Genomic DNA, 15,352 nt, shown 5'->3' on the forward strand with positions numbered 1-15,352 from the left:
CCCGTCCGGCGCCGGGCGGTGAAGCCGACCGGCGGCGGGGCGCGCCCGCTCCCGCCGCCGGTCGAGTCGTGGGCCGCCGTCGGCGGCGTTTCGGCGCGCTCAGGCGGCGTCGCAGGTCACGGTCGCGCCCGCGCCCGTGCCGACGCCCTGGAAGCCGAACCCGGTCGACTGCCCCGCGGACAGCGTGCCGTTCCAGGCGGCGTTGCGGACGGTCGGCGTCGCGGCGGGGCCGGAGCTCACGCCGTTCCACACCGAGGTCGCCGACGCGCCCGACGGGAGCGCGACCCGGACGGTCCACCCGGCCAGCGGCTGCCGCGCGGTCACGTCGACGTTCGCGACGAAGCCGCCCGGCCACTGGTTGACGACCGTGTAGGTAGCGGTGCACGCCGCGCCGCCGGTGGGGGAAGGCGTGGGGGTGGGCGTCACGGTGGGGGTGGGCGTCGGCGTGGGGGTCGGCGTCGGGGTCGGCGTCGGGCCCAGGACGAGGTTCTTCTGCTGGACCGTCCACCGTCCGTCCGTGCACAGCCCGCAGTCCCGGCCGACGAACGCGCGGCCCGCGTCCGTGTCACCCAGGAGCTGCCACCTCGCCCACAGGGCCGCGACCCGGCCGAACTCGCCGCCGTTCGGCTGGTCGTAGGTGCCGCCGTGGCCGACGGGCAGGTTGCCCATGAACGCGGGCAGCCCGGCGGGCAGCTTGCCCCAGTCGTCCATCGCGTTCGGGTAGGCGATGTCGCCGGGGCCGCCGATGACGTACGCGACCGGGTGGTCGAGGCGCCGGAGCTGGTAGTCGTCGGCGTCGTTGAGCAGGCCGCTGCTGAAGATCATCGTGGTCGTCACGCGGGGGTCGCCCGAGACGGCGTAGGCCTCCAGGCCGCCGCACGAGAAGCCGGCTGCCGCGACCCGGGTGGTGTCGATGCGCCCCCGCAGCGCGCTGCCGGACCGCGTGCTCTCGGTGAAGGCCCAGTCGATCGACTGCGTGAGCATCGCCGCGGTCGTGGAGCCGGAGCCGTTCGGGGCGCCGTTGGAGATGACGAGGACCCCGTGCGACGCGATCTCGCGCAGGAAGTTCGCCGCCGACGTGCCGTTGCCGGAGCACGCGCCGTTGCCCCACACGAGGACGGGCATCGGGCGCGACGGGAGCGTCGCCGGCCGGTAGATGGTGTGGTTCGGCAGGGTGCTCGACGTCTCGTGGTCGGCGGGGTAGGGGCCCGAGCCGCCGGCCGCTGCCGCCGGTGGTGCCAGGACCGCCGCGGCGAGGAGCGTGCTGACGCCGACCGCGGCCCAGCGTGCCGCCCGAGCGAGTCGTCCCATCGTGCTGCCTCCGAGGTCGTGTGCCGCAGCGTCGCGACCGGTCGGCCGTCGACGTCCCTGTCGCCGCTGACCACCGTGGAGGGGACACCGCCGAGGTGTCCAGGGCAACGGCTCTACTTCGGTGAAGAAAATCGTTTCGGACGCTGCCGCACCGTCGCGGGGCCGCACTACGGTCGCCGGACCGCCGGGGGCGTCCCGCGGTGGCCCGGAGAACGGGCCCGGCTGACGGCACAAGGAGCGGCCCCGTGCGACACCCCACTCCCACCCGACGTGCACGAACCCTGCTCGTGGCGGCCGCCGCCGCGCTGCTCACGGTCGTCGGGCTGACCGCGCCCGCGTCGGCGCTGCTCGGCGGCGCCACCCCGGCGGCGGTCCCGGCCGCGGTCCCGGCCGCGGCGACGTCCGGGTGCGGTCGCCCGGCCGCGCTGGCGAGCGGGAGCCACACCGTCAGCGTCGGCGGCACGGCCCGCACCTTCCGCCTCGACGTGCCCGACGGGTACGACCCGAACCGGGCGTACCGGCTCGTCGTCGGGCTGCACTGGTGGCACGGCACGTCCGCGGACGTCGTCAACCAGCGCTTCTACGGCCTCGAGCCGCTCGCCGGCACCAGCACGGTGTTCGTCGCGCCGCAGGGCATCGACAACGCCTGGCCCAACACGAACGGGCAGGACGTCGCGTTCATCGACGCGGTGCTGCGCGTCGTCGAGTCCGGGCTGTGCATCGACACCACGCAGCGGTTCGCGACCGGCTTCAGCTACGGCGGCGGCATGAGCAACGCGCTCGCGTGCGCGCGCGCCGACGTGTTCCGCGCCGTCGCCGTCCTCAACGGCGCGCAGCTGTCCGGGTGCGCGGGCGGGACCCAGCCGATCGCGTACCTCGGGTCGCACGGCGTCGTGGACGACGTCCTCGCGATCTCCCAGGGTCGCGCGCTGCGCGACCGGGCGCTGCGGACCAACGGCTGCCAGCCCCAGCAGGCACCCGAGCCCGCGGCGGGCAGCGGCACCCACGTGCGCACGGCGTACACGTGCCGCGACGGGTTCCCGGTCGTGTGGATCGCGTCCGACAGCGGGCACCAGTGGGATGCCCGTGACCGCGGGCAGCAGCAGTCGTGGGTGCCCGGCGAGGTCTGGCGGTTCTTCACGTCGCTGCCGTCGACGACGCCCACCCCGACGCCCACGCCGACGGTGACGCCCACCCCGCCGCCCACGCCCACCCCGACGCCCACGCCGACCGTGACGCCCACGCCGACGACCTCGCCCGGCGGCTGCACGGCGACGTACCGGACGGTCAACGCGTGGCCGGGCGGGTTCCAGGGCGAGGTGACGGTGCGGGCCGGTGCGCCGACGACCGCGTGGAGCGTGAGCTGGCGGCCCGCCGGCGAGCGCGTCGACCAGGTCTGGAACGGCTCGGTGAGCACGCAGGGCGGCGCGGTCGTCGTCACGAACGTCGAGTGGAACGGGCGCCTGGCGACGGGCGGGACGGCCACGTTCGGCCTGCTCGGCAGCGGCACGGCTCCGACGCCGACGCTGTCCTGCACCGCCTCGTGACGACGCGGGCCGGGCCCGGACCGCGCGTGGCGGTTCCGGGCCCGGCCCGTGACGTGGTCAGGCGGAGACGGTGAGCCCCTGCAGCCAGGACTGCCAGGCGGGCTCCTCGCGGCGGGCGTACTCCGGTGCCTCCGCCCCGAACAGGTAGGCGCGGACCCCGACGGTCGCCTTGCCGTCCTCCTCGCCGTACGACCAGAGGTTGAGCACGCCGGGCACGGGTGCGGTCAGGCGGACGAGCGCGTGGCGGTCGACGACCTTCTCGACCGTCCCGGTGGCGCCCCGCAGCTCGACGGAGGTGCCCTCGTCGCCGACGCCGAGCGCGTCACGCGCGGCCTGCCAGACCGCGACCGGGTCGCCCGCGTGCGTGGCCTGGGCCTCGAGCTGCGTCGCGGACTGCCCGGCGAAGTGCTCCAGGTAGACGCGCAGGTTGTCGAAGAACGGCTTCCAGTCGGGGCCGAGGGTGTCCCACCACTGCGGCTCCCAGTCGGCGCCGACCCCGAACCCGCTGCTGGTGACGCGCACGACGCACGTGCCGCCCGACGTCGCCTCGACGACGAACTCCGAGGTCAGCGGGCTGAGGCTGTCGGGGTCCTTGCCCATGAGGGCGGCCCAGTCCTCCTCGTAGACGAGCCGGTGCGGCGGGTCCCATCGGACGACCTTGCCGACCGAGTCCATCTCGGGGCCCATGACGAACCGCAGGGCGCCACCCTCGCGCTCCTCGAGCTCGGTGGTCGTGAACCACGCGCTCATGCCCTTCGCGGTGGCGAGCGCCTCCCACACCTGCTCGGGAGTGCCCGGGACCTCGACGCTGAACTCCAGGCGGTAGGGGACGTGCGGGGTGCTGGTCATGAGGACTCCTCCGGGACGGGGTGCGCGGCGACGACGAGCCGGTGCGGGCGCCCGTCGTCATGGTGGTAGCGCGCGGCCAGGTCGAGCACCGCGGCGGTGAGGTCGTCGGCGAACGCGGCCCGGTCGGCGGCCGAGCGGAAGCCGATCTGCGTGTCGATCGTGAGCGTCGGCAGGCGCCGGCCGGACGTGCCGGCGCGGCGGGCGAGGGCACCGACCTCCCGGACGAGCCGACCGGCGAGCGCGACGAGGTACGCGGCCGAGTGGTGGTCGGCGGACGCGCCGGGGTCGGCCGCCGAGGCGCTGACTGCTGTCGGCGAGACGACGTAGGACGCCGCCGAGGCCTGCAGCACACGCTCGGTGATGCCGCCGTGCCGCCGCTCCTCGGCGAGCTCGACGAGGCCGTGCGCCTCGAGCGCCTTGAGGTGGTAGTTGACCTTCTGGCGCGTGATGCCGACCCGTGCGGCGAGCCCGGCGGCCGACGCCGGGACGGTGAGCTCACGGAGCAGCTGGGCCCGGACGGGGTCCAGCGCCGCCGCGGCGGCCTCCGCGTCCTCGATGACCTCGATGTCGTGCATGGCTCCAGGCTGGCCTTGACAACAAATGTTGTCAAGAGCGGACGCATCCTCGTCCCGACCCGTCGCCGGGCCCGGAGGACCGACCCCGCCCGGCGCGTGGCGATGCTGCGCCACGCACCTGCTGCGCGCGCCGACGACAAGCCCGGCGCGCGCGGCAGGGTGGCCTCAGGCGCGCCCGGTGCGCCCCGCGCGGGCGTGCTCGACGAGGGTGCGCCCGGCGTCGTGCAGGGTGCGGGCGACGACGTCCGGACCGACCGCGGGGCCCGCGACCATCGCGCCGTCGCGCAGCATCACGAGCTGCACGGCGACCTCGTCCGGGCGCGGGACGTCCATCGCGCGCAGCAGCTCACCGGCCGTCGTGCGCAGCCAGGCGCGGTGGTCGTCCGCGACCCGGCGGACGGGATGCTCCGGGTCGGGGTACTCGGCGACCGCGTTGAGGAACGGGCAGCCCCGGAACCCCTCGCCGCACGTCTGCGCCGCGAGGTGGTCGCCGTACGCCGTGAGCACGTCCTGCGGGGGCAGCGCAGCGCGCCACCCCTCGACGGCGGCCCGCTCGGCGGCCGCGACCGTCGCCAGGTACGCCGCGACCAGGTCGTCCTTGGTGGGGAAGTGCCGGTAGAACGTCGCCTTCGTGACCTGCGCGTCCGCCATGACCGCGTCGGCGGACACCGCGCGGATCCCCTCGCGGTAGAACCGCGGCCCCGCGGCGGCGAGGATGCGCCGGGCCGCCTCGGACTGGCCGCCGTCGCGCCGCGGCCGGCCGACGACGGGCGCCGTCGGGTCCTCCAGCGCGACCGGGGTGCTCATCGCGCGTCCGCCGTCTGCGTCGCGGCGCGGTGCGCGCGGTACGCCCTCCACGTCCCGCAGGACCACAGCGCCCACAGCACGAGGACCGCCTGGAAGGGCAGGCGGGCCAGGCGCTTGGCGTCGGTGTCGAGCCCGAAGCCGTCGACGCCCTCGACGTACTGCGCGACGTTGCCGGGGAAGATCGCGACGAAGAACAGCGCCACGACCGCCCCGACCCAGGGCCGCCACCGGCGGGGCGCACCCACGAGCGCGATGCCGAGCGCGATCTCGACCGCGCCGGACGCGAGGACCACGAGGTCGTGGTCGACCGGCACCCACGCGGGCACCTGCGCGAGGAACTCCTGGCGCGCGACCGTGAGGTGCGTCGTCCCGGCGAACGCGAGCGTCAGGCCGAGCCACACGCGCCCGACCGTGCGCAGCACGCCGTCGCGCGCGGGCGGGGCGATCGTGGTCGCGGTCATCGGTCGGCGTCGTCGGTCGTCGTCGTGAGCCGGACCTCGACGTTGCCGCGCGTGGCGTTGGAGTACGGGCAGACCTGGTGCGCGAGGTGCACGAGGCGCTCGGCCTCGGCCTGCGGCAGGCCGCCGATCTCCACGTCGAGCGCGGCCTCGATCGTGTAGCCGGTCTCCAGCGCGAGCAGCCCGACGTGGGCCACGACCGCCGAGTCGCGCAACGTGACCTTCTCCCGCGCGGCGACGGACTTGAGCGCGGAGTGGAAGCAGGACGCCCACCCGGCGGCGAAGAGCTGCTCGGGGTTGGTGCCGCCGCCCGGGCCGCCCAGGCCCGTCGGGACGGCGAGCGTCACGTCGAGCTGGCCGTCGTCCGACTGCGCGCGGCCTCCGGCCCGGCCCTCTCCGGTCGCGACGGCGGTGGCGGTGTAGACGGCTGCCATGACGGTGGCTCCTCAAGTAGACGAACTAGTCTGTCTACCTTAACCCCGATCGGTCCTGCTCGTAGGCTGCGCGCAGACGACAGGGAGGACCGCCGTGCACGTGAGCATCCCGAGCCCCGACCCGGCGTGGGCGACGTGGTCGATCGGCCCGCTGACCGTCCACACCTACGCGCTGTGCCTGCTCGCGGGGATCGTCGCCGCCACCTGGCTGACGTCCCGGCGGCTCACGGCCCGCGGCGGGCACGAGGGCGCCGTCCTCGACGTCGTCCTGTGGGCCGTCCCCCTCGGGATCGTCGGGGCGCGGATCTACCACGTGCTCACCCACTGGGGCGACTACGTCGGGGCGGGCCGCGACCCGCTGACCGTCCTCTACGTGTGGGAGGGCGGGCTCGCCGTCTTCGGGTCGCTCCTCGGCGGCGCCGTCGGCGCCTGGATCGGGTGCCGCCGCGCCGGCATCCGCCTCTGGTCGTTCGCCGACGCGCTCGCCCCCGGGATGCTCCTCGCGCAGGCGATCGGGCGTCTCGGCAACTGGTTCAACCACGAGCTGTACGGCAGCCCCACCACGCTGCCCTGGGGGCTGGAGATCCCGTCCAGCAACCCGGCGTACCCCGACGACCTGCCCGCGGGCACGCTGTTCCACCCGCTGTTCCTCTACGAGTCGCTGTGGAACCTGCTGGGCGTGGCTGTGATCCTGTGGGCCGAGAGGCGGTTCGCGCTGCGGTGGGGCCGGGCCTTCGGGCTCTACCTCGTCTGGTACGGCCTCGCGCGGGTGTGGCTCGAGCTCCTGCGCATCGACCCGACGAGCGTCACGCCGCTCGGGCTGCCCGCCAACGTGTGGGGCGCGCTCGCCGCGGTGCTGCTGGGCGCCGGGATCGTCGTCGTCCAGGGACGCCGGCACCCCGAGCCGGAGACGTCCGTCCACACGCCGGGTCGCGAGCCGGTACCGGTCGCCGCCGCGCCGGACGCCCCGACGACGGCGTCCCCCTGACGTCCCGACGCCCGCGCGCGGCGCCGTCGACCCGAGGTCGCCCCCCGTCCAGCTGCGCAGGATCGACGCGAACTCCTCGTCCGGTGCCGCTCAGCCGACCAGCAGGTCACGCAGCCGCGTGCGGGTGTCGTCGTCGACGCCGACGACGTCCAGCAGCCCGGCCACGTCGGCCGCCACCTCTTGCGCGACCGGCACGGTCTGCGCGAGGAACGCCTCGACCTGGTCCTCGTCCCACGAGGACTGCCGGTCGTCCGCATGGTGCCCGCGTCCGGCCACCGCCCGCACCGACTCGGCCCAGTCGGCCGCCACGTGCTCCGGCGGGACGCCCGCGTGCGCGAGCAGCAGCGCCGTGACCATCCCGGTCCGGTCCCGCCCGGCGCTGCAGTGCACCAGGACGCCCGGCTCGGCCGACGCGACCGCCTCGAGCGTCACGCGCAGCAGGTCCGGCAGCAGGCGGACGTTGTGCGCCCAGTACTCCGGCGAGTCGAGGATCGGCCCGCACGTCTCCAGGAACCCGGCGTGCGTCGGGTCCTCGGTCGGGGCGTGCACCACGGTGATGCCCACCCACTCCCGGCCCGCGACGTCCGGGTCGCCGTCCCGCGGGCCGTGCTCGTCGGCGTTGCGCAGGTCGACGACGGTCCGCACGCCCCACCGGACCGCGTCCTCGCGGCCCTGAGCCGTCAGCAGCTCCCGCCGCGGACCGCGGGCCACGCGGCCCGAGCGGGTCGTGCCGGTCGCCGACAGCGGCGTCGGCAGCCCGCCCAGGTCACGCACGTTCCGGTAGCCGTCCCACGAGAGCGTCCGCACGCCGGGGACCCTAGCGCGCGCGCCGGCGGCGGGACTGCGGATCGCGGCCGCGCCGGCCGAGGCGGGCCACGGCCCGCGCCTCGTCGTCGGGGACGGCGGGCACAGCCCGAACCACGGAGGCGTCCTGCTGCCCGAGTCGCTGCGGTCCCGCTGGGCCCCGACCGGCTGACCCGCTCAGGGTCGTGGTGCCGGCCGGAAGCCGGTCCAGCGCAGGTCGGTCGGCAGGTGGGCCAGGTCGTTGAACGTCACGAGCGTCGGCGGCAGGTCGGGGCGGAGCTCGATCACCGTGAGGGCGGCGTTCGCGCTGTCGAGGCCCAGCCACCGGCCGGGCGGGGCGTCGAGCGCGTGCCGCACGAGCCAGGCGATCGGGTACGCGTGCGTCACGACGACCTCGTGCGTGTCGCGGTCGCCGCGGGCGGGCGGTGTCCCGAACCGGGCGACGAGCGCATCGGCGGTTGCCCGGCCGGCTGCTGCCTCGGCGAGGTCGTAGCCGTCGAAGAAGCCGCGCCAGGCGGGCGGGGTCGCGGCCGGCTCGGGCACGAACGGCACGTGGTCGACGAGCTCGGCCGCCTCGCCGACGGGGACGCCGGGCAGGTGCCGGGCCAGCTCGCGGGCGGCGGCGCGGGCGCGCGGCAGGGGCGAGTGCCACACCACGTCGACCGGGAGGTGCGCGAGCCGCTCGCCCAGCAGGCGCGACTGGCGTCGACCGGCGGCGGTGAGCTCGCCGAAAGGGTCAGCCTCGCCGTGGCGTGCCAGGTAGAGGTGCCGTGTGCTCACTGCACCTCCTGGACGGTGACGGTCCCGGCGGTGCCGTCGACGGTGACGGTCGTCCCGTCGAGCAGCGCCGTCGTCGCGTCCGTGACCCCGAGGACGGCGGGGATGCCGCGCTCGCGGGCGACGATCGCGGCGTGGGCGAGCACGCCGCCTGCCTCGGTGACGACCGCGGCGGCCACGTGCAGCAGCGGCGTCCAGCCGGGGTCGGTCCACGGGCAGACCAGGACGTCACCGGGCCGGGTGCGCGCGAAGTCCGCCGGTCCCCGGACCACGCGGGCCGGGCCGGTCGCGCGGCCCGCGCTGCCCGGGGTTCCGACGAGGCGCGTCGGCGGGCCTGCGGTCGCGTCGGGAAGGCGCGTCGCGTCGGGTGGGCCCGCGGGAGCGCGCGACGCCGCGGGGGCCCCGACCGGTCCCGGTCGTCCGGCCGGGACGTCGGCCGTCACCGGCCTCGCCTGGAGCACCCAGGCCTCGCCGTCGACGACGGCCCACTCGACGTCCTGCGGCCCGGCGAGGACGGCGGCGACGCGACGGCCGAGGGCGGCGAGGCGCGTGGCGGTGGGGTCGTCGAGGGCGGGGCGGCGCCGGTCGACGTCGGCGACGGTGCTCGTCACGAGCCGCCCGTCGCGCCGGTCCGTGCGCGTGCGCTTGTCCGCGACCGTGCACGTCACGGACCCGTCGGCGGCGACGCGATACGTGTCGGGCGTGACGGTGCCGTCCACGACGGAGGTGCCGAGCCCCCAGGTCGCCTCGATCAGCGTCGGGCCGTCCGGGTCACCGGGCACGAGCATGACCCCCGCGACCTGCGGGTCCAGATGGCGCTGGACGAGCACCGCCATCCCGGGCGCGTCGGCCCCGTGCCCGGCCCTGCCCCGGCGGTACGCGGCCGCGCGGGGCCCGTGCAGCGACGCCCAGCACGCACGCACAGCCTGGGCCAGCCGCTCCGCGCCCTCCACTGCGAGGACGGTGTCGTACTGCCCGGCCGCCGACGCGTGCGCGGTGTCCTCGTCGTCCGCCGAGGACCGGACGGCGACGGGCGGGTCGCCGAGCGTGCGCAGCCCGCGGGCGAGGGCGTCGGCCAGCCCCGTGGGCGCCGTCGGCGGCCGGACGGGTGGTCGGCCGGGGCGTGCGTCCTGCGCCGTGCCCGCGGCGGCGGCCGGGACGGCGCGGTGCACGGAGCGCGGCACGACGAACCCGTCGGGCACGGGGAGCCCCGCGCGGAGCAGGGCGCCGAGCGTGCCGGCCTTGCCTCCGCAGGTCGCGGGCACGGCCTCCCGCAGGGGGACGATCACGGACCGGCTCCTCAACAAGTCGTTGACAACGTTCTGTTGAGAATGCACGATCGACGCGTGCCGAGCAAGGAGCAGGACGCCGCCCGTGCCGACCAGGAGCAGGCCCGCCGCGAGCACGACGCCCGCACCCGCCTGATGCGGGCCGGTGGCGACGCGCTCGCGGACCGGCCCTGGCGGCACGCCCCCGTGCCCCCGTCCGCCGTCGACCTCGTCCAGCTCGCGCTGTGGCGCTCCGACCGGCTCGACGACGAGGACCTCCTCGCGGCGCTCGCGCTCGTGGCCGCCGCGCGCGCCGAGGTCGACGGGCTCGAGGACGGGTTGCTGTTCGTCGCGCGCGCCGCCGGCCTCACGTGGGCCCAGATCGCGCAGGCCATGGGGTTCAACTCGCCGCAGGCCTGCCAGCAGCACCACACCCGGCTCGCCGCCCGCCGCGGGGCGTCGACATGACGCACCGTTCGGCGCCCGACCTGCTCGTGCTGCACGCCGTGCGGATCACGGGCTTCGCCGACACCGCCGCGGTGGCCCGCAGGTTCGACCTCGACGAGACCGCGACCGCCGAGGCGCTGCTGGACGCCGAGGCCCACGGCTGGGTCACGCACACGTCGTTCGCCGGTCTCGGCGGCTGGTCCCTGACCGCACGAGGGCGCGCGGCAGGGGAGCGGCTGCTCGCGACCGAGCTGGCCGAGGCCGGCGGGCTCGACGAGGTCCACGCCGTCCACGACGCCTTCCTCCCGCTCAACGCGCGCCTCCAGCAGGCGTGCACCGACTGGCAGCTGCGTCCCACCGCCGACGACCGCCTCGCCGTCAACGACCACACCGACGTCGCCTGGGACGCCCGCGTCCACGACGAGCTCGCCGCGGTCGCCGACGGTCTCGCGCCCCTCGCCGACCGCCTCGCGCGCGTGCTCGCCCGGTTCGACGGCTACCACCACCGGTTCACGGCCGCCCTGAGCCGGGCGCGCGCGGGCGAGCACGGGTGGGTCGACCGCAGCGACGTCGACTCGTGCCACCGCGTCTGGTTCGAGCTGCACGAGGACCTGCTCGCGACGCTCGGCCGGGACCGGGCCGCGCAGTGACACCCCCGGGCGGCGTCGGGCGGCACGGAGTCCGGCCGCGCCGACGGACGCGCGGGCGCCCGGGCTGCCGGACGCGTACCGTCCCCGCGTGACGACGGACGCGACGGGCACCGGACGCTCCGCGGCCTGGCGGGTCGTGCTGGGGCTCGGGGTCGTGTCCCTCGCGGCCGACATGGTCTACGAGGGCGCGCGCTCAGTCACGGGACCGCTGCTCGCGCTGCTAGGCGTCCCGATGGTCGTCGCAGGCCTCGTCACGGGCCTCGGGGAGGCCGCCGCGCTCGTGCTGCGCCTGCCGTTCGGGGCGCGCGCCGACCGGGTCGGCCGGTACTGGCCGACGACGCTCGCCGGCTACGGGCTCACCGCCGTCGGGGTGCCGCTGCTGGCGGTGACGCCCCTGCTCGGCGCGGGCGGCGCCGCGGTCGCGTGCGCCCTGCTGCTGCTGGAGCGGGTCGGCAAGGCCGTGCGCAGCCCGTCGAAGTCGGTGCTGCTCGCGCGCGCCGCCGAGGACGTCGGGCTCGGCCGCGGGTTCGGCGTGCACAAGGCGATGGACCAGCTCGGGGCGTTCGTCGGGCCGTTGCTCGTCGCCGGGGTCCTCGCCGCGACGGGCTCGCTCAGCCCGTCGCTCGCGGTGCTGGCCGTCCCGGGCGCGGTGGCGATGCTGCTGCTGGTCGCCGTCCGCCGCCTCGCCCCGGACGACCCGCCCCCGACGACGGTCGACCCCCGGGTCGGCACACCCGCCGGCCGCGGCGCGTGGCTCCGGCCGGCCCGGGAGCTGCCCCGGCCGTTCTGGTCGTTCGCCGCCGCGGCTGCCGCCGTGGGGGCCGGTCTGACGACGTTCGCCGTCATCTCGTACCACCTGGTCGACGAAGGGCTGCTGGACGCCGCCCTCGTGCCCGTCGTCTACGCGGGCGCGATGCTCGCCGCCGCCGTGGGGGCCCTCGTGGTCGGGGCGGTGCACGACAGGTTCGGGCCCCGCGTCGTCCTGGCGGTCCCCGTGCTCGCCGCGGCCGTCCCGCCGCTCGCGTTCGGCGCGACGCTTCCGGCGGTGCTGGTCGGCGTCGTGCTGTGGGGCCTGGCCGGCGGGCTGCTCGACTCGACCGTGAAGGCGCGCGTCGCCGAGCTCGTGCCCGCAGGCCGCCGCGCCACCGCCTACGGCTGGTTCGCCGCCGTGCAGGGGGTCGCCGCGGTCGTCGGCGGCGGGCTCGCGGGCGCCCTCGCGGCGGACGCGCCGGTCGCGCTCACCGTCGTCGTCGCGCTGCTGCAGGTCGTGGCGGTGGTCTTCATGCGTCGTTCCCAGCAGGCCGTTCCGGGCCGGTCCTGAGCCTCGGTCGCCCCACGGCCACCCCGCGCCCGCTGCGCCCCGGCGAGCCCGCTGGGCGCCCACGCTGCGCACCCGTCCGGCGACGCCGGACGACCGCCCGGAGCCGACCGGGGCGTCAGGCTCGGTCCGTGCCCGCCGCCGCCCGCAGGACGCCGTCGAGCACCGTCGCGTCGTCCGGGCCCAGGTCCGGGGTGTAGCGCCACTGCGTGCCGGTCCAGCCGTCGGCGATGTGGTCGTCCGGCTCGACCGGCAGCCGCAGCGACTCGCGGAACAGCGTCGTGACGAGCGGGCTGCCGTCCAGGACGGGGCTGCGCTCGCCCGTGAGGAGCACCTGGACGCCGGACGCCGGGCCCTCGTCGACCAGGTAGCGCACGCGGCCCACGGCCGCGTCGTCGAGGGCGGTCGGGAAGTCGTGCAGCACGAGGAGCCGCGCACCGCCTGCGCCGTCCAGCGCGTCCATCGCACCGGCGGACCGGGCCATCTGCACGAGGTCGACCCGGCGCACGAGCGCGTCGAGCACCCCGGCCGCGGCCGCCACGGACGTCGCCGCGGGCGTCGTCATGACCCGGCTGCCAGGCTGCGCCAGCGCGGCGAGGGAGGGTGCAAGCCCGCCGGTGAGGTCGACGACGTGCACCTCGAGCCCGCCGGCCGGGTGCGCCGCGAGCAGCCGGGTGACGAGCGCGCGCACCATCCGCACGGCGGCAGCGCCGGTGCCGGTCGCGGTGTCGACCCACAGGGGCTGCGACAGCGGCAGGCCGAGCAGCATGGGGAAGCGGAGCGTCGGGGCCTCCTCGACGTGCAGCTCCCCGACGCGCACGGCCGGGGACGGCACCGTCGGCGGCCGCCACCCCCGCCACGCACCGGACGCCCAGGGCGCCATCGCCGCGGGCAGCCGCGCCTCGAACGTGGCGAGCTCGCCGCCGAGCTGGCGCAGGTCCGCGTCGTGCCGCGCCCGCGCCTGCGCGACGAGGTCGTCGCGCTCACGCTCCGCCGTGGCGGCCGCGCGCGCGTACTCGGGCCCGCCGCGCAGCCGCGGGTCGGCGACGAGCGCGGCCAGGGCCTCGTCGCGGCGGCCGTCGGCGTACCCGACGCTGGACCGCAGCGCGGCGGTGGAGCGTGCGGCGTCCTCGAAGATCGCCGCGGCGTGGCGCAGCAGACGCTCGCCGTCGCTGGTGCCCGGCGGCGTCGTCGGGCCCATGGCCGCCGGTGCGGGTGCCGGAGGCGGCGCCGCACCGTGGGCGGCCGGGGCCGCGGGGGCCGCGTGGGCTGCAGGGGCGTCGTCGTCGACGTCGACCCCGTGCTCGGTGACCGCCTGCGCGAGCCCGCCGTCGTACCCCTGCCCGACGGCGCGCACCTTCCACGCCGGACCGCGGCGGTACACCTCGACGGCGACGACCGCGCGCTCGCTCGTCAGCCCGGCCAGCGCGAAACGGGCACGCTCCGTCCCGTCGGCGCCGCGGAGCACCGCCGTGAGAGGCGGCAGAGCGCCGAGCGGCGGGCGGTGCGCGTCGACGCTGACCAGGCACAGCACCGCGTGCACGCGGGCGGGGACCGCGGCGAGCGTCAGGCGGACGCGCGCCGGGGTGCCCGGCTCCAGCGTGGCGCCCGGCGCCGACGGCTGGTTGTAGAACACGAAGTCGTCGGACGACGCGACCCGCTGCCGCTCGTCGACGAGCAGCACGGACACGTCGCAGTCCGCGACCGCCGCGCCCACGACCTCCACGAGGAGCCCCGCGTCCGGCCAGGGTGCGTTCTGCCCCTTCGCGAGCTCGAGCGGTGAGCTCACCCGAGGTACCGGGCGAGCGCCGGGAGGGTGTCCGTCGGGACGCGGGCCTGCATGCCCTCGCCGACGGCCTGCAGCTTCCACGCCGAGCCGTGCCGGTACACCCGCGCCATGAGCATCCCCGTGTACGGCATCCCGCCCGCGAGCGTGTAGCGCGCCAGCTCGGCACCGGTCGTCTGGTCGACGAGCCGGCAGAACGCGTTCTGCACCTGCTCGAACGTGTGGCCCTCGTAGGACGTGACGACGAGCATCACGTTGGTGACGTGCACCGGGACGCGCGTGAGGTCGATGAGGATCGTCTCGTCGTCGCCCTCGCCCTCGCCGGTGCGGTTGTCGCCCGTGTGCTGCACGGACCCGTCGCGGGTGCGCAGGTTGTTGTAGAAGGCGACGTCCACGGGGTCGGTGCCCGCGAAGAGGATCGCGGAGGCGTCCAGGTCGATCTCGACCTCACGGCTGCCGAACATGCCGCGCTTGCGGACCGGGTCCCACCCGAGGCCCATGCGGATCATCGTCAGCGCGACGCCGCCGTCCTTGGTCAGCGTGACCTTCTGACCCTTCGTCAGGCTCACCGGCCGCGCCTTGGTGAGCTGCACCTCGCCGGTCTCGGCGGGTGCGGGCGGCGCCGCGGGCACCGGCGGGGCGGCGGTGGGCGGGGCGACGACGGGCGGGGCGACGACGGGCGGGGCGGCGGCGGGCGGCGGCGGGACCGCAGCGGCAGGAGCCGGGGGAGCGGGCGGCGGCGCGTCCTCGACGGAGACCCCGTGGTCCGTGATGAGGTCGGCGAGCCCGCCCGCGTAGCCCTGACCGACCGCCCGCACCTTCCACGCACCCGCACGGCGGTAGAGCTCGAGCGCGACGACGATGCTCTCGGTCGCGAGGTCGTCCATCGTGAACGCGAACAGCGGCGTGCCGGCGTCGTCCGCGACCCGCGCGACCGGCTGCCCGACGCGGCCGAAGGTCGCCGACGTGTCGTCCAGGCTGGTGACGAGCCGGACGGCGTGCACGTCGGCCGGGACGGACGCGAGGTCCACCTCGACCCGCCACGGCTGCCCCGCGGACGGCTGCACGCACCGCACGCCCGGGCCGGTCGGCTGGTTGTAGAAGACGAAGTCGGCGTCGGAGCGGACCTTGCCGCTCTCGGTGACGAGCAGCGCCGACAGGTCGGCGGGCGCCGGGACGTCGACGGTCAGCGTGACGCGGGGCGCGGTCAGCGGGGCGTTGGCCCCCTTGGTGAGCTGGTCCACCAGGATCCTTCCGTGGGTCGCCGACCGGCAGACGCCACCGGCCGCTCGGAATCTACCGGCGACCAGCGCGTTCCGGGGGTGGTGGCCAC

Annotated in this window: 16 protein-coding genes; 5 read left to right on the forward strand and 11 right to left on the reverse strand. The window is 76.7% G+C overall.

Features of this window, described 5'->3' with window-relative positions; genetic code table 11:
• Positions 1–99: 99 nt before the first annotated feature.
• Complete coding sequence (locus CELF_RS01995; RefSeq protein WP_013769575.1) at positions 100–1,311, reverse strand: cellulose binding domain-containing protein; 1,212 nt, start codon at positions 1,309–1,311, stop codon at positions 100–102.
• 245 nt (positions 1,312–1,556) lie between these two features.
• On the opposite strand from CELF_RS01995, the gene CELF_RS21045 reads away from it, so the two are divergent.
• Positions 1,557–2,858, forward strand: coding sequence for a CE1 family esterase (locus CELF_RS21045; protein WP_013769576.1), 1,302 nt, complete (start codon positions 1,557–1,559; stop codon positions 2,856–2,858).
• Positions 2,859–2,915: 57 nt separating this feature from the next.
• Here CELF_RS21045 and CELF_RS02005 read toward each other — a convergent pair whose 3' ends face one another.
• From CELF_RS02005 to CELF_RS02025, 5 genes are all read right to left on the reverse strand, one after another.
• Positions 2,916–3,707 carry an SRPBCC family protein gene (locus tag CELF_RS02005; RefSeq protein ID WP_013769577.1) on the reverse strand — a complete coding sequence of 264 codons (792 nt, stop codon included), beginning with the start codon at positions 3,705–3,707 and terminating at the stop codon, positions 2,916–2,918.
• Positions 3,704–4,282, reverse strand: coding sequence for an ArsR/SmtB family transcription factor (locus CELF_RS02010; protein WP_013769578.1), 579 nt, complete (start codon positions 4,280–4,282; stop codon positions 3,704–3,706). The genes CELF_RS02005 and CELF_RS02010 overlap by 4 nt, the downstream gene beginning before the upstream one ends.
• Positions 4,283–4,447: 165 nt before the next feature.
• On the reverse strand, positions 4,448–5,089 hold the full coding sequence (locus CELF_RS02015) for a TetR/AcrR family transcriptional regulator (RefSeq protein WP_013769579.1): 642 nt from the start codon (positions 5,087–5,089) through the stop codon (positions 4,448–4,450).
• Positions 5,086–5,550, reverse strand: a complete 465-nt coding sequence (locus CELF_RS02020) for a DoxX family protein (RefSeq protein ID WP_013769580.1) — start codon at positions 5,548–5,550, stop codon at positions 5,086–5,088. Before CELF_RS02020 ends, CELF_RS02015 begins: the two co-directional genes overlap by 4 nt.
• Entirely contained in the window at positions 5,547–5,981 is a 435-nt protein-coding gene (locus CELF_RS02025) for an Ohr family peroxiredoxin (RefSeq protein WP_013769581.1), read from the reverse strand. Before CELF_RS02025 ends, CELF_RS02020 begins: the two co-directional genes overlap by 4 nt.
• Positions 5,982–6,075: 94 nt before the next feature.
• On the opposite strand from CELF_RS02025, the gene lgt reads away from it, so the two are divergent.
• Positions 6,076–6,969, forward strand: a complete 894-nt coding sequence (gene lgt / locus CELF_RS02030; RefSeq protein ID WP_013769582.1) for a prolipoprotein diacylglyceryl transferase — start codon at positions 6,076–6,078, stop codon at positions 6,967–6,969.
• 90 nt (positions 6,970–7,059) lie between these two features.
• On the opposite strand, the gene CELF_RS02035 is transcribed toward lgt, so the two are convergent.
• The 3 genes from CELF_RS02035 to CELF_RS02045 form a co-directional block, all read right to left on the reverse strand.
• Positions 7,060–7,776, reverse strand: a complete 717-nt coding sequence (locus tag CELF_RS02035; RefSeq protein WP_013769583.1) for a tyrosine-protein phosphatase — start codon at positions 7,774–7,776, stop codon at positions 7,060–7,062.
• 174 nt (positions 7,777–7,950) lie between these two features.
• Entirely contained in the window at positions 7,951–8,553 is a 603-nt protein-coding gene (locus tag CELF_RS02040; protein WP_013769584.1) for a histidine phosphatase family protein, read from the reverse strand.
• A complete protein-coding gene (locus tag CELF_RS02045) occupies positions 8,550–9,839 on the reverse strand; it encodes a PEP/pyruvate-binding domain-containing protein (protein ID WP_013769585.1) in 1,290 nt (429 codons plus the stop codon). Before CELF_RS02045 ends, CELF_RS02040 begins: the two co-directional genes overlap by 4 nt.
• 57 nt (positions 9,840–9,896) lie before the next feature.
• On the opposite strand from CELF_RS02045, the gene CELF_RS02050 reads away from it, so the two are divergent.
• From CELF_RS02050 to CELF_RS02060, 3 genes are all read left to right on the forward strand, one after another.
• Positions 9,897–10,286 (forward strand): DNA-binding protein, encoded by a 390-nt coding sequence (locus tag CELF_RS02050; RefSeq protein WP_197722520.1) that lies wholly within the window; start codon positions 9,897–9,899, stop codon positions 10,284–10,286.
• Positions 10,283–10,915 carry a hypothetical protein gene (locus tag CELF_RS02055; RefSeq protein ID WP_013769587.1) on the forward strand — a complete coding sequence of 211 codons (633 nt, stop codon included), beginning with the start codon at positions 10,283–10,285 and terminating at the stop codon, positions 10,913–10,915. Before CELF_RS02050 ends, CELF_RS02055 begins: the two co-directional genes overlap by 4 nt.
• A gap of 88 nt (positions 10,916–11,003) precedes the next feature.
• Positions 11,004–12,236: an MFS transporter gene (locus tag CELF_RS02060; RefSeq protein ID WP_013769588.1), complete on the forward strand. Its 1,233-nt coding sequence runs from the start codon at positions 11,004–11,006 to the stop codon at positions 12,234–12,236.
• A 115-nt stretch (positions 12,237–12,351) separates the two neighbouring features.
• Here CELF_RS02060 and CELF_RS02065 read toward each other — a convergent pair whose 3' ends face one another.
• Together CELF_RS02065 and CELF_RS02070 are read right to left on the reverse strand one after the other, a co-directional pair.
• On the reverse strand, positions 12,352–14,022 hold the full coding sequence (locus tag CELF_RS02065) for a TerD family protein (protein ID WP_013769589.1): 1,671 nt from the start codon (positions 14,020–14,022) through the stop codon (positions 12,352–12,354).
• Entirely contained in the window at positions 14,019–15,263 is a 1,245-nt protein-coding gene (locus CELF_RS02070) for a TerD family protein (RefSeq protein WP_013769590.1), read from the reverse strand. Before CELF_RS02070 ends, CELF_RS02065 begins: the two co-directional genes overlap by 4 nt.
• Positions 15,264–15,352: the final 89 nt, after the last annotated feature.

It is taken from the genome of Cellulomonas fimi ATCC 484, assembly GCF_000212695.1.
In the GTDB taxonomy this organism is placed as follows: domain Bacteria; phylum Actinomycetota; class Actinomycetes; order Actinomycetales; family Cellulomonadaceae; genus Cellulomonas; species Cellulomonas fimi.